Below are 18,930 nucleotides of genomic sequence, written 5' to 3' on the forward strand. Positions count from 1 at the left end.
TCTTTCCTACCTTTCCAGCCACTTCCAGTCATCATTTTCCAAGGAGCTTTTATAATTTATCAAAATATCTTGAAACTCACTCAACGTAGACATCATCGAAATTTTTTCTTTCACTCGGTGTGAATACTTTAATGATTTCATGTACCACGCCGCATGCCCCCGCATTTCCTTCATGCCGACTCTTTCACCCTTTAATTCACATAGGCTTACAGCATGATTATAAGCTAAATCAAACTTTTCTTCAACACCTGTATCCTGAATAATTTCACCCGTATTCAAATAATGAACACAGCGTTGAATCAGCCATGGGTCTCCTAAGACTCCTCGTCCGATCATGACCATATCACAACCCGTTTCATCCATCATGGCAATCATATCTTCAACACTGCGTACATCTCCATTGCCAATGACAGGTATTTGAACAGCTTCTTTTACTTTTTTAATATAAGACCAATCTGCCTTACCTTCATACATCTGTGTCTTCGTACGTCCATGAACTGCAATTGCACTGACACCAGCTTTTTCTAATTTCTTCGCTAAAGAAACACAGTTTTTAGATTCACTATCCCAGCCAATACGCATTTTAACCGTTACCGGTTTTTTGACATTCATAATGATTTCATGCATCAGTTCAGCAGCATAGTCTTCATCTCTCATCAAAGCACTGCCAGCATTTGATTTCACGATCTTATTCACCGGACATCCCATATTCACATCAATGATATCACAGCTTGTTTGCGTATCCAGAAATTTAGCCGCTTGTACCATGCTATCAATATCATGACCAAAGATCTGCATCGTCAAAGGATGTTCATCCTCTAATACTTCTGTCATTCCTAAAGTTTTTTTATTTTCAAAACAAATCGCTTTATCAGAAACCATCTCTGTATAAACAAGCCCTGCTTTAAAACGTCTGCATATCTGACGAAAGGCAGGATTGGTAATTCCTGCCATTGGCGCAACCACAATAGGATTTTCTATTTCTACATGACCTATTTTCATTTTTCTAATTCTCTTAACTCTTCCTCTGTAAACTGATAACGAGTATTACACCAGTGGCAGATAATTTCACAGCCATGATCTTCTTCAATCATCGCCTGTCTTTCTTCATGACTCAATGTCAATAAAGCTTCTTTCATATGTTCTTTTGAACAATGACATTCAAACTTGATATCCTGATGACTTAAAATAAGTGCATCATCAAATGTTTCCGTAATAATTTCTTCACAACTCTTTCCTTCATGAATCAGTTGTGACATTGGTTTGATCTGTTTTAAAATTCCTTCTACCTTATCAATATCTTCTTCTGTCGCATTTGGCAGCATCTGAATCAACATACCACCTGCAGCACTGACTGAATTATCAGGTTCTACTAATACACCCAAAGAAACAGCACTTGGAATTTGTTCACTGGCCGTAAAATAATAAGCAAAATCATCTCCGATTTCTCCTGTTTGAAGCTGCACGGTACCTGCAAAATCATCCTTTAATCCCAAATCTTTGATCACCTTTAATGTTCCCTGATTTCCAACTGCAACACCAACAGCCAGCTTACCCGTATCATTATATGTATAAAATTGATGTGGATCACCAACAAAGCCACGAACATTACCATTGGCAAAACAATCTACCATGATCGTTCCGATCGGACCACCGCCATTAATTTGAATCGTTACTTTTTCATGTTCGTTTTTCTGCATGCTGCCCATGATAGAACCAATGCTCAGTACACGTCCAAGCGCCGCAGCCGCTGTTGGCCAGCAGTCATGTCTTCTTCTTGCTTCTTCGCATAAATTAGTTGTGGAATTGACGATCACACGGACTCTTTCTCCACAAACTAACGCTTTTACTAATTCATCTTTCATACTTGCTCCTTGACCTAGAAAAGGTGCATCACTGCTGCACCTTTTATTTATTCTTTTGGCGTGACAGGATCTTTATCTTCCCCGTCATCAGCCACAACATTTCCTTCAATCTCAGTTGTAGGTGTCGTTACCATTCCTTCCTCATCGATTTCAATCGTTTCAGAATTTGGAACATGGTCCATGCTATCTACCACTTCAACACCATCGCTGACTTCTGTCGAAGGCATTTCTTCAATATTTTCTTCAGGTTTTGTCAGTGTACCATATTGAACAAGATTTCTGATTTGTTCACTTGTCAGCGTTTCTTCTTCAATCAGCTTGCCAGCAATCAAATCAATCAAATCACGATTTTCCATGATGATACGTTTACAGTTTTCGTAACATTCATTAATGATACGACGTACTTCTTTATCAATTTCAAAAGCAATTTCACTTGAATAATTTGCGCCATTGCTTGAATAATCACGACCTAAGAAAACATTGCCAGAATCATCAGAATACTGAATGGGTCCCAGCTTGCTCATACCATAAGAGCGAACCATTGCTTTCGCAATCTTTGTAGCTTCCTGAATATCATTGCTTGCACCAGCACTGATTTCATTAAATACAACTTCTTCACAGACACGTCCACCCAAATAACCGGTAATTTGATCCATGAAATCTTTTCTAGTTGGGAACATCTTTTCTTCCTCTGGAAGCATTAGATTATATCCGCCAGCATGACCTCTTGGAATGATCGTTACTTTTTCTACGATATTCGCTCCTTCAAGTTTTAAACCAATAATTGCATGTCCCGTTTCATGATAAGCAACCAAACGTTTCTCACTCTCAGAATATTTTTTGCTCTTCTTAGCCGGTCCCATCATAACACGGTCGATAGCTTCACCAAGATCTGCCATCGTAATTTCCTTACGATTTTCACGCACTGCTAAGATAGCACCTTCATTCAATACATTTTCAAGATCAGCACCTGAGAATCCCGGACATCTTTTCGCAAGATTTTCTAACGATACATCACTTGCCAATCTCTTATTTCTAGCATGTACTTTCAGAATTTCTGTACGTCCACGCTTATCTGGAAGGCTGACTGTTACCTGACGATCAAATCGTCCTGAACGCAATAATGCAGGGTCCAGCACATCCGGACGGTTTGTAGCCGCAATAATCACGATTCCATTATTTTGCGTCATACCATCCATTTCCACAAGCAGCTGATTCAGTGTCTGTTCACGTTCATCATTGCCGCCACCCATACCAGCGCCTCTCTGGCGTCCTACAGCATCGATTTCATCAATAAAAACGATACATGGAGCTGCCTTTTTAGCGCTCTTAAACATATCACGTACACGGCTAGCACCAGTACCTACAAACATTTCCACAAAGTCTGAACCTGAAATGGAGAAGAAAGGAACATCAGCTTCTCCGGCTACAGCCTTTGCCAGCAATGTTTTACCTGTTCCCGGAGGTCCCACCATCAGGATTCCTTTAGGAATACGTGCTCCCATATCTGAGAATCTCTTAGGATCTTTCAAGTAATCAATAATTTCTTTAACTTCTTCTTTTTCTTCTTCACATCCCGCTACATCATCAAAACGAACCTTTACATCCGATTCAACACGATGTCTGGACTTTGTAAATTCAAAGGCCTGCTTATTGCCTCCTCCTTGCTGCATTACTTTAGAAAAAAGATAAAAAGTTACACCACCCAGAAGCACTATTGAACCAATTGGCATCAGCATTTCAATCCATCTTGAAGTATTTGAAGGATCTGAAATCGTTACTGTATTTTCTCCCTCATTAAGAACTTCCTGCAGCCATTGGATATTGGCATCTGTATTTGGAACGCTCGTTGAGAAAGATACATCCTGTCCATTTTTTTCATAGACACCTGTTACACTAACAATCACGCTTCCAACTGAAATATTGACATCTTTAAACGTCATGTCTTCTGCCTGATTAATAAAGGTATTTGTAGCCAAATACTCCGTATTGTTAAATCTCGAAACACTCGTCAAACTTAAAAATACAAACAGAGCTAAGATATAAGGAATTACATTAATAAATCTTTTCCTGTTCATTTAGCTTTCCTCACTTTCATCTACTGATAACATTCGTCTTTTAATACTCCTACATAAGGCAGGTTGCGATATTTCTGATTGTAATCCAGGCCAAAACCGATTACAAATTCATTTGGAACTTTAAAGCCAACATAATCGGCCTCAATATCTACAACACGGCGATCCGGTTTGTCCAGAAGTGAAACAACTCGCACTTCACTTGCGCCCTTATGTTTCAAAAGACGCTTTACTTCCTGAACAGTTCTTCCGGTATCTATAATATCTTCCACTAACAGAACAGGTACTCCTTTTACCGAAGAGCGAAGATCCAGATTTACCTTCACATCACCAATCGATTCCGTTCCCTCATAACTGGATACATCCATAAATTCATAACAGATATCCATATCCAGATGTTTGACAAGCTCTGCCAAAAATGGAACGCTTCCTTTTAAAAGTCCCACTACTAATGGAAGTTCATTTTTCTTTTCATAATCCTTTTTTATTTCTTCACCAAGTTCTTTGCAGCGTTGAATAATTTCTTCTTCACTAACTAAAATCTTCTTTACATCCTTATGCATCGCACATCCTCCAAAACGATATAGCTATTTTATCACAAAACAGTTTGGTTTGACAGTATAATGTTTCACATCACACCCTATTTTAGGCACTAAAACAATATTTCCCACAGAATTCACAACAACCGGATAGGTTTTACGTTCTTTGTGTGATATTTTTCTGTCTATAAAGAAACGATTTAGCTTCTTTTTCCCAAATCTCAGTTGAATCTGATCACCTTCTTTGGGCGAACGAATCGTAATTGGAAAATCTTCAGGTGTTAAAGTTACCGCTTCAACACTGCTGCCACTTTTACGAATCTTGAAATATTCACAATCAAATTCTTCAATTTTATCAAACGTATATGAATATTCAATATCTTTAACTAACTGTAACACATCATAACTTTTCACAAGCCTATATGAATCAATTTCAAACTCATAACGACTCTCATCCTTTAGGATGGTTTCACAGATGCGTCTTATTCTTCTTTCGCTCAATGAAAAACCCACGCCCTGATGATTCAGCCAGGCACGCAATACATCTTTCGGATGTTCCAATTTTTTGAACTTTGCAATCAGAATATCCTCGCCAAGATCTTCCGCAATTTTTTTAATTTCATTCTGATACCTTTGCATCTCATCATTGCGCCTATTGATTTCAGCCAATACTTCTTTCCGTTTTTCTTCATTCCAAGTATCAACAACCTCTCTTCTTAAACGGTTGCGCAGATAATTGTTACTGAAGTTCGATTCATCTTCACCAAAAAAAACCTCATGATCATAACAATAATTATAACAATCCTTTTTGCTCATATTTAAAAGAGGTCTTTCAATCATGACACCATGATGTTTGACCTTCGCTGCCAGCCCATAAATCAAAGGCACGCTTTTACGCTGACACTGCATCAGATAAGTTTCAAAAAGATCATCCTGCTGATGAGCTACCAGCACGCTGACACAGCCTTCCTGTTCACAAAGTTCCTTAAAGAATTCATATCGGAAGCGGCGTGCATAAGCCTGAAAATTCCCTTTATAATGAGGATCACAATAGCGTACAAAAAAAGGAATCTGGTGTTTTTCGCAATAATCACGCACAAGATTTTCATCTCTTTTCGCAGATTCTCTTTTCTGATAGTTGACATGAGCTACGATAATATTCATTTTTTTGTGGACACACTGATCTAACAGTGTCATCGAATCACATCCGCCGGATACGGCTACACAGTATTTATTCATAGTATATAGATTATACCACAGTTTTACTGTACTTTCGCAAGTAAAATGGTAGAATCGTCACTTCGTTTGTTTTCTTTCATGATTTCCACAAAACTTTCCACTTCCTTACGAGCACTTTGATCTTCACTATTTTTCATCCATCTTAATATCTCTTCCACATGGACTCCATCACTGCTCATCACAAACCAGTCCCCTTTTTCCACTTCCACATGAATATGGTCTACATCGATATGAGCTACGATCCCAATTGGTAATGAATTACCCCATATCGCAAATAATTCCTTATTTCGAATAAGGTAAGTTGGATTGGCTGCTGATTTACATATGACCACACTTTTTTTATAACGGTCAAACGACAATACATCACAGGTAGCATAAGCATCACTCAGCAAGAGCTTATTAATACAGTTCATCGCTTCAATCTCATCAATATTTGAAAAAATCATTCTTTGAAAGAGATTGACGATACACTTAGAAATCTTACTGGCTTCTTTCCCGCTTCCCATACCGTCACTGATCAGACAATAAACATTACGTGAATGATGGAAAATAGAAAAGGAATCTCCACAACAAGTAGTAGGTGCATGATCAGCATAAGCATCGATCTGGATAGGCGGTGTTGATATAAACTCTACATGCAGAACACCCGGATGAAGAAATGATTGCCGGATCGAGGAACATTCTATCGGTGTTGGCAGAATATGATTTAAAAGCGGCAGCAGGACTTCTTTTACTTCACTGCTGCCAAAATGGGTCAATAAACACTCAATTTGAATATGTCCACTTTCATTCACCGCTACATTAATTTCTTCATAACCAATATCATATCCTTCTAAAATAGAAAGTACCTGATTTCGAATATAATCCGCTGAGCGATCATCTTGAATACATTTTTTAGATGTATAATGCAATGCTCTTGACATACTTTTTAAAAAGTTAGATTCGATATTAGACACACTCTCGTAATACGTTCCCAGATGATCAAAGATCAATGAGAAATTCATCAGCTGTTTATGTAAGAATACATTTGAATTTGACGAATGAATCTCATTAAGTACCGGTATCCCTTCTTTACTTAAAAGAAGCAGAAATACTAAATAAAGGCCTAAAATCAAAAGCTGTTCAATCTGTTGTACCTGACTCATAAATAATCCAAAATAAACAAGGATCATCAATCCCAGCTGTTCCTTTAAAAGAGACAATAAAAATATATAGACAAACATCTCAAAACTAATGGCTGGCATGATCAGATTTAATAAAAAGAAACTTGTAATGCTAATTAATGGAGAACAGCCAAAACAAATAAAAATTAAACCTAAAGTCATGAATACTTCCACATAGCCAGTCATATACTGAATTATCATACAAACAATACCAATTGCGATCAACGAATAAATGGGTGATGGCATATGCGTATCTTTTTTCATCCATTCAAACGATTTCATGGTCTCATGATAATAGATCATTTGAATCACGAAAAAGCAAAGAGCAATTCTTAAGTCATTTGTATTAAAATAAGCAATACTAAAAGAACACAAAGCAACATAAAATCTAGAAGCATTAATCATGTTTCCCCTACATAGGCGAACAAAGTAAACAAACAAATGATAACCAATCACAAAGATCCAAAATTGAATCAACGACAGCGGTGATACCAGATAAAGTAAGAACGTCGGTATCAGAAAAGCCAATTTTTCTTTATTGGATCGCATAAATACATATGGAAACATTGCAATCAGCAGTTGTAAGGAAAATGAAAAAGTCATAATCAGACCTAATATCAAAAAGAAAAATGGCTTCCAATCAGTCTTGACATTATCATGCTGTACACTCAGTGTTCTCATACAAGCCCCCTTTTGTGCTACTATAAATGATTTACAAAGGATACCTTGTCGAAATTACTCCAAAATCAAACTTTTGAATCTGTTTTTAATGTCCATAAAAAGTTTCGAGTTCGTTGGCACATGTGCCTTCACATCAATGATTCGAGCTGTATTGATAAATTTGGCATCATTTAGAAATAAAACTGATTCCTTATATAATCCATTGATCGTGCCTAGCGGAAATAAATATGTACCTTCACTCGTTAGTGACTTCTTATATGTGCGCTCATTGCTCGTCATCGGAATAATTAAAGCTTTAAAATGCACGATTGCAATCACCAGCCCAAAATGCTGATAGCCTGCTTCATATAAATAAGCCTGACCAAAATCTGTATAACATATATCTCCAGGTTCAATCGTGAATCCTAAAGCCTTTGATGAAGGAATGTTACGGCGTGTATTATAATTTTTTTCGCTAACTAACCGCTGAACCCCTTCTTTATAAGTTATCTTGGCATATTCATCCTTCTTTTCCTCAATGAACCAATTCCAAAGCTTTTCCCATTCCTGTTGGATCACATTTTCCTTTTGACTAATACATACATCATAAAACGCTTCAATATCTTTTACTTGCATATTAAATACCTCCTACTATTTAATATGCACACAAATTCAGTTTTTCCCAAAATTTCATAAAACTTTTTTATTTTTTTATAAAAATGATCGCATGAATGCATACGATCATCTATTCATTTCTAATTTTTTTAAATATCGATAAAAGAATTAAAACGATTCCAACGAATAGTACTCCTACACCAAGTCCCATTAAGATACCTGTAACAAAATCCTGAAAATGGGAACCTGAATTATTTCTTGAAATAAAAATTAAGATAAGTCCTAATAGAAATAAAACGAATCCGTATATTATCTGTTTATTTTCTTCAAATAATTTTTTATTCATGATATCCTCCTCACATTTCTTCGATCCACATACGAATATCCGTAACCATTTCTGAATATGGTAAATACTCGATATCAGCTATGATATTATAACTGCCATTCATCTCCTGTAATTCTTCATATAATTGTTTCCCTTGCTCATAAGTCTCATAAGATATTTCAAAATTCATTTCTTCACCCGATTGATCATATCCATAAAGCTGAATCGTTGGTGAATCAGCAAGATTACTGTAATAAAACTGAAGATGATCTAAACGAATCACTTGTGGATCATTTACATGTGAAAGATCCAGAAGCGGACAAACGATTTCCCTATATCCTATAAATCCTCCTGATGCAAGTATAAGTATCGCCAAAAGGGATGTTGATGATATCACTGCACGATTATGAGCAATCATAAATAAATATAGAGCTATAAAAATTAACAATAAACAAATGGATATCCAAAAAGGAATGGATAAATATCGAATCAGTATTTCTTCTTGAATAGAATCATTAGAAACAAAATGAGAAATAATCATAAGAATGAGACATCCTAATGATAAAATCCCTGTAATACGAATAAGAGACTGCCAATGTTTTATCATATTTTCACCACCTCAAATCTGCTCTCAATATATATCTTCTTTATATGATGATTATAAATCTGATCAGTAAAACACAATTGCATAATTATGTTAAGTACAGGTAAAAATTAGATATAAAAAATGATATTTTGATCAATTACACAAACTTTACAGACTCTTCACTAAGCGATGATAATTTTTTAACTCAATCATCATATAATTAAAGCATTAATGAGGAAGTGATATAATGAAAAGAATGATTCTTTATGGAAGTAAGTATGGGAGCAGCCGAAACTATGCAGAAAAACTTTCTGAGCAGACAAATATTCCCGCTTTTTCTTTTGAACAGGCACCTTCTTTTAAAAATATAGATACGTTTATATATATAGGAAGTTTATATGCAGGTGGTGTTTTAGGATTATCTAAGTTCATACGTAAAATCAAAGATGACCAACATCTCATTCTTGTTACCGTAGGACTTGCCGATCCCACAATCGAAGAAAACTGTACAAATATAAAAAATAATTTAAGACAATTGTTAGGTAATCAGCTTTTTGAACATTCTAAGATCTTTCACCTGAGAGGCGCCATCGACTATCAGCAGCTTTCATTCAAAGATCACACATTGATGAAATTATTATACAAATCATTATCAAAAAAACCATTTGATACGCTGACTTCAGAAGATAAAGCTTTAGTTGAAACTTATAATAAAAGAGTAAATTTTATGGATTATGATGCTTTGAAAGTGATCATTGAGGAACTACAGGCATGAAAACAAAGATTTTAAAAATTATTTTTATCTCGCTTGTTACAAATATCTTCCGTATCATTGCTCAACTATTCATTCCTACAGGAAAACAAATGATTCTATTACCTAGCCAATTTGTTCAAAACGGTTCCATACTTTTTATTTTCACAATTTACAGTTTATTTGCTTATGCACTTATTGCTTCCATGTTTTTATTTATTTCTAAAAAAATGAATGGTAATAAGCTACTTCAAGGATTTCAATATGGATTATCTTGTTCTTTGATATGGATCGTTTATCTTTTAGAGCCTTTACCTCATGCAGCTTTTCTTGACTGCATTTACTATCTGATCGTGGATTCGCTTACCCTTATAATCATGGGGCTGCTATGCGGTTATTTATTAGGTGAAAATAAACCATTACCGGTACACCATTCCCATCATTCACTTATATCAATACTAACGATAACCAGCTGCTTTGTTTTAGCCCGTTATGTCTTATATTTATTCTTTGGCATTTATTCTTCTTTTGATACATATCCGCTGAGTACTTTGTGGTGGTGCATCATCAGTGGTTGTGTCGTAAGCTGTGTTATCATGGGATTCAATGATTACCTTGATGAAAGAAATATAGTTAAGCGTTCTATTTTATTAGGCTGTTTCTTATTTGGAATGAATTTAACACTTTTTAACTTTTTTATGCCTTTGGTATATCTGACCAATCTTGCTGATCTGGCGCTAAGGACCATTAGTGATATTTTCGCTGTAACCATTGGCTGTTTCTTTTCTCAAAAAGTAACATTATTAGCCATTCAGAAAGGATAGAAGGATGAATCGTTTTAAAAACTGGTTGATCAAAGTAATCATATACTACATAGTTTTCATTGTTATCGGTTATTTCATGTCTTTATTGCCCCAATCATCACAACCGATCTACTATAATCTGCGTATGTTTTTTATGGTGCTTGGTCCCCTCTATTTAATGCTTATCATTCAAATCATCAAAACCTTTCGAAAGCAGGATGAACATACTGTCGAAAAAGGTAGTCATCTTCTTTTAACGGCCATCTCATTTTTATTCATGGGCCGTCTTTTAGATTTTCAAAAACCTTATGACCTTGTTGAAGCGAACTTAGTAAACAAAGGTTTGCGTCATATGAGTCATAGTGAAGTACGTTCTTTAAAAATCAGACATTTTTTGAATATCTTTATGCCTGTTTGTTTCTATTTTCTGATTTTAGAAATACTAACACTTTTTAGCTGTATCGTAACATTTGCCCCTCTTTCTGATTCTATCAGCAATGGCTTCATTTTTGCGATTACATTGACACTGCTCATGCTGATCATCCTTCCTTTGATCCTTTTATTTATTTCCAAATATCATACAGATCAAAGCCTTCATAAAAAGAAACTGGTTCAAGATAAAGAAATGGCTATTGATTCAGATTATTTAGTTATTGAAAGTGATCCTGTCTGTCGTCAACAATTTTTACGTTTACCTAAAGTCTTATTTTTGTTTGTATGTCCGGCAATACTCCTTTTTTCATTCATTGTATTATTTTTGACAAAAAATCATTTGTATTCAGGAATAATCGTAGTTCTTCGGACGATCTTCTTAGCTCTTGCACTTTTTAGCTTATTAGCTTTTTTACCATTGCTGATTTACTGGTTGAATTGCAGTGGCACTTCAAAGGTACAGCGGATTTATATTCATGAGAATCAATTTATCTATGCCGGCTATAGTGGCAGCATGGAAGAGCGCAGTGAATTTTCCTTTATATTAACTCATCTTGATTCACTGATCATAAAAAGACGAGCCTTATGGATCAAAGGTACTTTTATAAAAAAAACTTGTGATGCTTATGGTACTCATCAAAAAAAGATCGCTCATAAAAGATTATGGATTCCTCGGACTTTTTCTTTAAAACAGGAGAAAACGCTCATCTCTTTTCTTAAAAAAATGCAAGATGAATAACATCCTGCATAATTTTTTTAGATTATCTTGCTAAATATCCGCCATCAACCGGAAAAATAGCTCCTCCTATATAATCGCTGGCATGAGATGCTAAAAAGATTGCTGTTCCTTTCATATCATTGCCATTTCCCCAACGTTTAGCTGGTATTCTTTCTGTAATAGTCGCATAGCGAGGATTTGCCGGATCAAGAAGTGCTTTATTCATTTCCGTTTCCATATATCCCGGTGCAATCGCATTAACGTTAATACCTTTGGCCATCCAGTCATTGGTAAGTTCTTTGGTCAATTGAGCAATACCGCCCTTTGATGCTGCATAAGCGGGTATCGTTTGTCCCCCAAAAAAGGAATTCATAGAAGCAATCAGAATGATTTTGCCATAACCTTTTGGAAGCATCACTTTAGCGGCTAACTGACAGAGAATAAATACTGATGTGAGATTAACAGAAAGAACATCATCCCATTCTTCTATAGGAAATTCTTCAGCACTGTGTCGTCTTTGAATTCCATGTGAAGTTAATAGAATATCCAAGTCACCACCTAATTTATCTAGACATTCCTGGAAGACACGGTAAATTTCTTCCCTTTTTCCTAAATCGCCTTTTACACCGTGACATTTATATCCACGATTACAAAAATCCTGTGCAACTTCATATACCTTATCACTGGTACCGACGATGGCTACTTCACAGCCTGCTTCCAGATAACCTTCTGCCATACCATAACCAAGTCCTCTGGTTCCTCCTGTCACAATTGCTTTTTTTCCTTTAATATCAAATAAATTCATTTTTTTCACCCCTATTTCATATAACCGCCCTTCATCGGAGAGACAGCTCTTTCGGAAAATAATTTCAACACGCCACTTTCATATTTTGATGGTCGTGGTACGTAGTTTTTTCTTCTTTTTTCTAATTCAGCTTCCACTTCTTCCATAGGAAGTCTTTTTCCATGAATACCCACGATTTGCAGAAGTCTTTTTGGAATATTGATTTCAATCAGATCACCTTCTTCAACTAAAGCAATGGGTCCGCCTTGAGCCGCTTCTGGTGATACATGTCCAATTGCCGGACCTTTAGAAGCACCTGAAAAACGTCCATCTGTAATTAGGGCGATGGAAGCACCTAATTCAGGATCGCTCGCAATAGCTTCTGTTGTATAAAACATTTCAGGCATACCGCTTCCCTTCGGTCCTTCATAACGAATCAATACCGCATCTTTTGGCTTGATCTGATGTGTCAGCACAGCATGGATTGCATCCTCTTCACAGTCAAAAGGGCGAGCCGTCAATACTGCCTCAAACATCTCTTTAGGTACGACCGTATGTTTGACAACCGCTCCTTCCGGCGCTAAATTCCCCTTTAAAATGGCAATGCTGCCATCACTGCCAAAAGCATGATCAAAGCTGCGAATTACATCTTCACGAGTAAGATTTACCTTTTTCAAATATTCATCACACTTGTCATAGAACCCGTTCTTTTTCAAATCTTCAAGATTTTCACCTAACGTCTTACCCGTAACGGTCATGACATCTAGATGAAGCATGCTTTTGATTTCTTCCATAATTCGTGGAACTCCACCTGCATAATAAAAATACTGTGCCGGCCAGCGGCCCGCAGGACGAATATCTAAGAGATAATGGGCGCCACGATGAAGTCTGTCAAATGTATCACTATCAATATGGATGCCAAATTCCTTCGCAATTGCCGGTAAATGAAGCAATGAATTGGTAGAACCAGAAATAGCTGCATGAACCATGATGGCATTTTCAAAAGATTCAAGAGTAACAATATCTTTGGGCTTTAAATTATGTTCTGCAAGCCATACTGCCTGTTCTCCAGCCTTTTCAGCCATGTCACGCAGATCCTGACTTGTTGCGGGCATTAAAGCACTTCCCGGAAGCATCAATCCTAATGCTTCTGCCATGATCTGCATCGTTGAGGCAGTTCCCATAAACGAACATGCGCCACAGGATGGGCAAGCATGATGTTTATAATAATCGAGTTTTTCCTTAGTGATTTCACCACGTTCATACATCGCACTATATTTACCTATCTGTTCCAATGTCAAAAGATCCGGTCCAGCATCCATAACACCCCCGGTAATCATAATTGAAGGTATGTTGACACGTGCCAATCCCATTAAGTGTGCTGGCATTCCCTTATCACAGCTGGCGATAAAAACACCGCCATCAAAAGGGGTTGCATTTGCATGGATTTCAATCATATTGGCAATCATATCTCTAGATGCAAGTGAATAATTGATTCCATCATGCCCTTGTGATTCACCATCACAAATATCCGTAGTAAAATATCGAGCGCCATGTCCTCCTGCTTTTTTAATTCCTTCCCGAGCTTTTTCTACTAATTCTAATAGGTGGACACTTCCTGGATGACTATCTCCAAAAGTACTTTCTACGATAATTTGTACTTTGCTAAGATCTTCAAGCTGCCATCCGCTTCCTAATCGCAATGGATCCAGCTCTGGTGCTATTTCACGTAATTTCTGACTTTCTAGCTTCATGATTTGCTCCTTTTCTTCATCATTATCTATGACATAAGACATCATACGTCTAATTCAATCATACGCCCCTTTTTATTTCCCGTCAACCTCCTTTTCATACAAATCAGCAATCTCATCCATCTTCTTTTTATTAAATTCAAGATGCTTTTCCATCGCCTTTTTTGCACCTTTAGAATCGTGACTAGCAATTGCATTCACCAACAACTGATGCGTTTCGATCGTTTCTTTCATCAAACTTTTATTTGTGATATGAATAAATACCGAAATCCCCGATTGAAGTACTGGAATGATATTTGAAACAACACTATTTTTGCTAAGCTGTGAAATCAATGTATGAAATTCAATGTCCTTTTCCAAATAATCCTCTTTTTTCTCAATTAAATCTTTAATTTCATCCGCAACCTTTTGTAATGAAACAATTTCATCCTCACTGGCTCTTTCAGCTGCTAAGGCAGCCATATTGGGTTCAATCATCATACGAAGTTCATAAAGATCTTGTGCCAGTTTCTTTTTATCTGAAATAAAGGTAAATCCTAACGGATCTTCCATCTTCCCTGGATTGGTACATACATAAGTACCACAGCCTCTTCTAATTTCTAGAATATGCCGGGAAACAAGTATTTTTACTGCTTCTCTGATCGTACCCCGTCCTACATGAAATTGTTTAGCCATTTCAAACTCATTAGGAAGCTGATCTCCTTCCCTCAATTCATTCTCCATAATAAGCTTGATAATTTGTTCAGCGGCCCTTTCTGGAAGCAACTTTTTTTCATTTTGTAATGACTCCAGCATAATGCACCTCCTTACACTATTATAAGCATATTTTATATGATACGCAAAAAAAAGAACAAGTTACTTTTCCTTGTTCTCCTTTTTCATTTTCAAAAAATTTACGATGCTTGTCATTGGATGAAACCATGAAGCAATCATCTGTGTTTTTTCAAGAAATATCTCACAAATGATCAATTCAATAAATAATAATAACAATCCTAACTCATTGTTTAAAATATAAATATAAGCCACAATTCCTGAGCATATCGTTACTGCATATAGAATCAGGACAGTATTTTTGTGACCAAATTTTCTCATCAATACATGATGGAGATGATTCTTATCAGCTTCATCGATTTTCTTGCCACTCAGTTTTCGACGAATGATGGCACTTAATGTATCTACAATTGGTACCCCACACATTAAAATCGGCAATCCTAATGTAATAAACGTCGAAGACTTGAATCCAATTAGTGAGATCGTTGCAATCATAAATCCTAAAAAGAGTGCTCCGCAGTCTCCCAAAAATACTTTAGCCGGATAAAAATTGAAAATCAAGAAAGCCGCCAATGCTCCTACAAGAATCAATGATATATGCATGATATCCGGCCGGTTATCAATAACGCTTAGCGATGCAACCACTACTAAAATAATCAAAGAAATCCCATCTGCTAAACCATCTAACCCATCAATTAAATTAACTGCATTCGTAATTCCTGTAAGCCAGAAAAATGTAATGATCGTTGATATAAACCCCATATCAATGACAATTCCAAGCGGAAGAAAAATCTTATCCAATGTGATATTTCCATAAAAGATAACGATCAAAGAAGCCACGACCTGAAAAGCAAATTTCTTTTTTGGAGATAGATCCACCAGATCATCAATCAATCCGCCAAAAAACATGATACTAGCTCCAAGAAGCATTCCTCGTATCTGCGTATCTGATTTCATGAAACAAGTCATTGAAATCATAAAAGCTACATATATCGCAACTCCGCCAATTCTGGCAATATTCTTTTTAGTATGAATCGTTCTTTCATTAATTTTTGCATAAGCATCGATATACTTTGCAATCCACATGACAACAGGCGTCGCAACCAAAGTGATCACAAATGGTAAAAGCAGATATTTCAGCCATTCCATAATAATCTCTGATTAACCGACGATATGTAAGTTTTCTAACAGAATGCCTGTTCCTTCAGCAACGCATTTTAAAGCATTTTCAGCAACATAAACCGGGATATGCAATTCATTTCTTAAAAGTTCATCGATACCATTGAGCAATGCTCCACCACCTGTCAATACGATACCACGTGTAACGATATCACTTGCTAATTCTGGCGGTGTCTTTTCAAGCACTGTACGACATGCGCTCACAACGCTCTGCAACGAATCTCTCATGGCTAATTCAAGTTCTTCAGAAGTCATCAAGATAGATGTTGGCAGACCTGTTACAAGGTCACGGCCACTCACTTCCATCGTTTCTGTCTTAAAGCCTTTCCATGCTGTTCCAATATTCTTCTTCAATTCTTCAGCTGTACGATCACCAATCAACAGTTTCTTTTCATCTTTAACATATTTGATGATATCACGATCCAGTGTGTCACCAGCAATCTTTAAAGATGTACTTGTGACAATTTCACCAAGAGAAAGGACTGCAACATCTGTCGTACCGCCACCGATATCAAGTACCATGTTACCGCTTGGCTTAGAAATATCTAAACCTGCACCAACAGCTGCCACCTTTGGCTCCTCTTCAATATAAACTTTTTTTGCACCTGCACGATAAGCACAGTCACGAATCGCATTTCTTTCAACACTTGTAATATTGCTTGGACAGCAAATTAAAATTGTTGGGCGCTGGAACATACCTTTTAACTGTAACTTTTTCAAAAAGAAGTTCAACATGATTTCTGTTACTTCAAAATCTGCAATAACACCATCTTTTAAAGGACGAATCGCTAAAACTCTGCCTGGTGTTCTGCCAAGCATGTCTTTTGCTTCCTGTCCAGCCGCTAAACATTTCTTTGTATCCGCATCAATTGCTACCACGCTTGGTTCATCAATAACAATTCCTTGTCCTTTGACATATATCAGCAGGTTAGCAGTACCTAAATCGATTCCAATTTCTTTTGTAAATAAACCCATACGAATCCTCCTAAACTTACGCAGTTACATTATATCACATTTGAGTAAAAGGGAAAGGCAAATATTTTAAAAATAGTACCTCTTCAAAGAAGTACTATTCAAATTTAAATATCGTATTTGGATCAACACGAACATTATCTTTTTCTACAACCAAATGAAGATGATTCTTCAAAGAAGCCTGATAAATATTCGTACTTGCCACTCCGATCATATCACCTTGGACGACATTATCACCCTTTTTTAATGTTATTTTATCAAGCGACTGATAGGTAATGATCAAATGATCACTTTGAATACGTATCCCATTTCCTAAAAGCGGATCACTTGTCACTTCCAATACCGTCCCATTAGCTGCACTTAATACTTCAAAAGCCTCACCGGAATTCGAAATATCAACACCTTGACTTGGACGATAAACACCTTCAAATTCAACAATGCTTACGATATCACTGGATTCACCATCAAAGTAATCAACAACCTTACTACCTTTTTTATAAGGAAGAATGATCGTATCTTTTACTTCAGCAGTTGGTTCTTCCTGTTGCTCTTCTTCTGTATCCGGAAGCTTTAGCACCGGAAAATCATTAAATACCGGAATTGTCTGATTCGGCATCAATGTTTGATAAGCTATAACCCCTGCTACTAATACTGCGAGAAATCCAAGACTTAAATAAAACCTTCTTTTTGCTTTTTTATTTTTTCTTTCATAAGCTATCATAAGTTCACCTCACTTTGAGTATGCCCATCTAAGAATCACTTATTCACAATTTCAGTTCCTTGATAATAATGCTTTAATATTTCGATATAGTTATGCCCCTCCAAAGCCATACCTTGAGCTCCATACTGACTCATACCAACACCATGACCGCTCCCTAATGTCGTAAACACGATCTCTTGATCATTCTTTTCAATTTGAAAACTAGAAGAAGATAAGATACACATTTCTCTTATTTCTCTTCCTGAATAAATTTTTTCATTTACACGTACTTCTTTTACATAGCCACTCTCATAATGCGATATTATTTCCATGGAAATAAATGTCTCACCAAATAATTGTGATAGTTCTTCAAATGTAAAAGCTTTTGTACGTTTATTATCTAGTTTAATATCATCATAATGAGAATCTACACTAACTAAATATGGATAAGGTGTCGTCCAATAATCTTCAGAATTATTTGTTTTACCATTACTGGATGAAAAGAAGTAAGCGTGGATAATTTGCTGGTCATAGACCAATACCTGACCTTTTGTAGACATAACTGCTTCTTGGATCTTTGCGAGATTTACATCATATGCCTCCTGCCATTTTTCTTTTAAGACATCATATCCCTGATATACTTGTGAGCTTGTTGTATCATCAACAATAAGTTCTCGTGAATAGACATAGCTCCTTGAAGCCACAGCCTGTGCCTTCAATGCTTCAAGCTCAAAAGAAGCCGGCATCTCTGAAGCCAGTACTCCAATCAGATAGTTTTCCAGTTCAAGTTCAAGCTGTCCATTTACCGTTGATACTGAGACAATCACATCTTCGCTGATCTGATTTTCGATATTCAGCCGTGATGTCAAGGGCGGTATTAATAAATATAGAAAAGCTATAAAAAAGAATAGACAACTTAATAGCTTAATTTTTATTTTCATATCCTATTATATGCCTTTCAACAATTTTTATTGATGAAGAAAACAGGTAAGCTAAAACGCC

The 18,930-nt window shown here is 36.3% G+C and carries 19 protein-coding genes; 3 read left to right on the forward strand and 16 right to left on the reverse strand.

The genetic code is table 11. The features are described 5' to 3' along the window. Nucleotides 1-6 precede the first annotated feature (6 nt). From dusB to BQ5367_RS01590, 9 genes are all read right to left on the reverse strand, one after another. Nucleotides 7-1,002 carry a tRNA dihydrouridine synthase DusB gene (gene dusB, locus BQ5367_RS01550; RefSeq protein ID WP_071440825.1) on the reverse strand — a complete coding sequence of 332 codons (996 nt, stop codon included), beginning with the start codon at nucleotides 1,000-1,002 and terminating at the stop codon, nucleotides 7-9. Then, on the reverse strand, nucleotides 999-1,865 hold the full coding sequence (hslO, locus tag BQ5367_RS01555; protein WP_071440826.1) for an Hsp33 family molecular chaperone HslO: 867 nt from the start codon (nucleotides 1,863-1,865) through the stop codon (nucleotides 999-1,001). Before hslO ends, dusB begins: the two co-directional genes overlap by 4 nt. Before the next feature lie 47 nt (nucleotides 1,866-1,912). Beyond that, nucleotides 1,913-3,943, reverse strand: a complete 2,031-nt coding sequence (gene ftsH, locus BQ5367_RS01560) for an ATP-dependent zinc metalloprotease FtsH (RefSeq protein WP_083383123.1) — start codon at nucleotides 3,941-3,943, stop codon at nucleotides 1,913-1,915. Nucleotides 3,944-3,963: 20 nt separating this feature from the next. Next, nucleotides 3,964-4,503, reverse strand: coding sequence for a hypoxanthine phosphoribosyltransferase (hpt, locus tag BQ5367_RS01565; protein WP_071440827.1), 540 nt, complete (start codon nucleotides 4,501-4,503; stop codon nucleotides 3,964-3,966). A 24-nt stretch (nucleotides 4,504-4,527) separates the two neighbouring features. Then, the gene (gene tilS / locus BQ5367_RS01570; protein WP_074021986.1) at nucleotides 4,528-5,718 is read right to left on the reverse strand and encodes a tRNA lysidine(34) synthetase TilS; all 1,191 of its coding nucleotides are present in this window, start codon (nucleotides 5,716-5,718) and stop codon (nucleotides 4,528-4,530) included. Nucleotides 5,719-5,741: 23 nt separating this feature from the next. Continuing rightward, nucleotides 5,742-7,562, reverse strand: a complete 1,821-nt coding sequence (locus BQ5367_RS01575; protein WP_071440829.1) for a SpoIIE family protein phosphatase — start codon at nucleotides 7,560-7,562, stop codon at nucleotides 5,742-5,744. A 54-nt stretch (nucleotides 7,563-7,616) separates the two neighbouring features. Then, a complete protein-coding gene (locus BQ5367_RS01580) occupies nucleotides 7,617-8,177 on the reverse strand; it encodes a hypothetical protein (protein ID WP_071440830.1) in 561 nt (186 codons plus the stop codon). A 109-nt stretch (nucleotides 8,178-8,286) separates the two neighbouring features. Then, on the reverse strand, nucleotides 8,287-8,502 hold the full coding sequence (locus BQ5367_RS01585; protein WP_071440831.1) for a hypothetical protein: 216 nt from the start codon (nucleotides 8,500-8,502) through the stop codon (nucleotides 8,287-8,289). A gap of 10 nt (nucleotides 8,503-8,512) precedes the next feature. Then, nucleotides 8,513-9,088 carry a hypothetical protein gene (locus BQ5367_RS01590; protein ID WP_071440832.1) on the reverse strand — a complete coding sequence of 192 codons (576 nt, stop codon included), beginning with the start codon at nucleotides 9,086-9,088 and terminating at the stop codon, nucleotides 8,513-8,515. A 226-nt stretch (nucleotides 9,089-9,314) separates the two neighbouring features. Between BQ5367_RS01590 and BQ5367_RS01595 the strand changes: the two genes are divergently transcribed. The 3 genes from BQ5367_RS01595 to BQ5367_RS01605 are packed head-to-tail and all read left to right on the forward strand — an operon-like array spanning nucleotide 9,315 to nucleotide 11,792. Next, nucleotides 9,315-9,842, forward strand: coding sequence for a flavodoxin domain-containing protein (locus BQ5367_RS01595; protein WP_071440833.1), 528 nt, complete (start codon nucleotides 9,315-9,317; stop codon nucleotides 9,840-9,842). Beyond that, entirely contained in the window at nucleotides 9,839-10,642 is an 804-nt protein-coding gene (locus BQ5367_RS01600) for a hypothetical protein (RefSeq protein WP_071440834.1), read from the forward strand. The genes BQ5367_RS01595 and BQ5367_RS01600 overlap by 4 nt, the downstream gene beginning before the upstream one ends. Nucleotides 10,643-10,646: 4 nt before the next feature. Beyond that, nucleotides 10,647-11,792 carry a hypothetical protein gene (locus BQ5367_RS01605; RefSeq protein ID WP_071440835.1) on the forward strand — a complete coding sequence of 382 codons (1,146 nt, stop codon included), beginning with the start codon at nucleotides 10,647-10,649 and terminating at the stop codon, nucleotides 11,790-11,792. Between the two features lie 22 nt (nucleotides 11,793-11,814). On the opposite strand, the gene BQ5367_RS01610 is transcribed toward BQ5367_RS01605, so the two are convergent. The 7 genes from BQ5367_RS01610 to spoIID form a co-directional block, all read right to left on the reverse strand. After that, nucleotides 11,815-12,576 (reverse strand): SDR family oxidoreductase, encoded by a 762-nt coding sequence (locus BQ5367_RS01610; protein WP_071440836.1) that lies wholly within the window; start codon nucleotides 12,574-12,576, stop codon nucleotides 11,815-11,817. 11 nt (nucleotides 12,577-12,587) lie between these two features. Beyond that, a complete protein-coding gene (gene ilvD, locus BQ5367_RS01615) occupies nucleotides 12,588-14,309 on the reverse strand; it encodes a dihydroxy-acid dehydratase (RefSeq protein WP_071441328.1) in 1,722 nt (573 codons plus the stop codon). A 72-nt stretch (nucleotides 14,310-14,381) separates the two neighbouring features. After that, nucleotides 14,382-15,101, reverse strand: a complete 720-nt coding sequence (locus tag BQ5367_RS01620) for a FadR/GntR family transcriptional regulator (protein ID WP_071440837.1) — start codon at nucleotides 15,099-15,101, stop codon at nucleotides 14,382-14,384. A gap of 60 nt (nucleotides 15,102-15,161) precedes the next feature. Continuing rightward, complete coding sequence (locus BQ5367_RS01625) at nucleotides 15,162-16,226, reverse strand: MraY family glycosyltransferase (RefSeq protein WP_071440838.1); 1,065 nt, start codon at nucleotides 16,224-16,226, stop codon at nucleotides 15,162-15,164. Nucleotides 16,227-16,238: 12 nt separating this feature from the next. Continuing rightward, on the reverse strand, nucleotides 16,239-17,231 hold the full coding sequence (gene mreB, locus BQ5367_RS01630; RefSeq protein WP_071440839.1) for a rod shape-determining protein: 993 nt from the start codon (nucleotides 17,229-17,231) through the stop codon (nucleotides 16,239-16,241). 94 nt (nucleotides 17,232-17,325) lie between these two features. After that, a complete protein-coding gene (locus BQ5367_RS01635) occupies nucleotides 17,326-17,949 on the reverse strand; it encodes a M23 family metallopeptidase (protein ID WP_071440840.1) in 624 nt (207 codons plus the stop codon). Between the two features lie 35 nt (nucleotides 17,950-17,984). Then, nucleotides 17,985-18,869 (reverse strand): stage II sporulation protein D, encoded by an 885-nt coding sequence (gene spoIID, locus BQ5367_RS01640; protein WP_071440841.1) that lies wholly within the window; start codon nucleotides 18,867-18,869, stop codon nucleotides 17,985-17,987. Nucleotides 18,870-18,930: the final 61 nt, after the last annotated feature.

This window comes from Traorella massiliensis, assembly GCF_900104665.1.
Lineage (GTDB): Bacteria > Bacillota_I > Bacilli_A > Erysipelotrichales > Erysipelotrichaceae > Traorella > Traorella massiliensis.

Excerpts from the sequence above, each read along its gene's own strand:
- dusB (WP_071440825.1), bottom strand. The coding sequence starts at position 1,002 with ATGAAAATAGGTCATGTAGAAATAGAAAATCCTATTGTGGTTGCGCCA.
- hslO (WP_071440826.1), bottom strand. The coding sequence starts at position 1,865 with ATGAAAGATGAATTAGTAAAAGCGTTAGTTTGTGGAGAAAGAGTCCGT.
- ftsH (WP_083383123.1), bottom strand. The coding sequence starts at position 3,943 with ATGAACAGGAAAAGATTTATTAATGTAATTCCTTATATCTTAGCTCTG.
- hpt (WP_071440827.1), bottom strand. The coding sequence starts at position 4,503 with ATGCATAAGGATGTAAAGAAGATTTTAGTTAGTGAAGAAGAAATTATT.
- tilS (WP_074021986.1), bottom strand. The coding sequence starts at position 5,718 with ATGAATAAATACTGTGTAGCCGTATCCGGCGGATGTGATTCGATGACA.
- BQ5367_RS01575 (WP_071440829.1), bottom strand. The coding sequence starts at position 7,562 with ATGAGAACACTGAGTGTACAGCATGATAATGTCAAGACTGATTGGAAG.
- BQ5367_RS01580 (WP_071440830.1), bottom strand. The coding sequence starts at position 8,177 with ATGCAAGTAAAAGATATTGAAGCGTTTTATGATGTATGTATTAGTCAA.
- BQ5367_RS01585 (WP_071440831.1), bottom strand. The coding sequence starts at position 8,502 with ATGAATAAAAAATTATTTGAAGAAAATAAACAGATAATATACGGATTC.
- BQ5367_RS01590 (WP_071440832.1), bottom strand. The coding sequence starts at position 9,088 with ATGATAAAACATTGGCAGTCTCTTATTCGTATTACAGGGATTTTATCA.
- BQ5367_RS01595 (WP_071440833.1), top strand. The coding sequence starts at position 9,315 with ATGAAAAGAATGATTCTTTATGGAAGTAAGTATGGGAGCAGCCGAAAC.
- BQ5367_RS01600 (WP_071440834.1), top strand. The coding sequence starts at position 9,839 with ATGAAAACAAAGATTTTAAAAATTATTTTTATCTCGCTTGTTACAAAT.
- BQ5367_RS01605 (WP_071440835.1), top strand. The coding sequence starts at position 10,647 with ATGAATCGTTTTAAAAACTGGTTGATCAAAGTAATCATATACTACATA.
- BQ5367_RS01610 (WP_071440836.1), bottom strand. The coding sequence starts at position 12,576 with ATGAATTTATTTGATATTAAAGGAAAAAAAGCAATTGTGACAGGAGGA.
- ilvD (WP_071441328.1), bottom strand. The coding sequence starts at position 14,309 with ATGAAGCTAGAAAGTCAGAAATTACGTGAAATAGCACCAGAGCTGGAT.
- BQ5367_RS01620 (WP_071440837.1), bottom strand. The coding sequence starts at position 15,101 with ATGCTGGAGTCATTACAAAATGAAAAAAAGTTGCTTCCAGAAAGGGCC.
- BQ5367_RS01625 (WP_071440838.1), bottom strand. The coding sequence starts at position 16,226 with ATGGAATGGCTGAAATATCTGCTTTTACCATTTGTGATCACTTTGGTT.
- mreB (WP_071440839.1), bottom strand. The coding sequence starts at position 17,231 with ATGGGTTTATTTACAAAAGAAATTGGAATCGATTTAGGTACTGCTAAC.
- BQ5367_RS01635 (WP_071440840.1), bottom strand. The coding sequence starts at position 17,949 with ATGATAGCTTATGAAAGAAAAAATAAAAAAGCAAAAAGAAGGTTTTAT.
- spoIID (WP_071440841.1), bottom strand. The coding sequence starts at position 18,869 with ATGAAAATAAAAATTAAGCTATTAAGTTGTCTATTCTTTTTTATAGCT.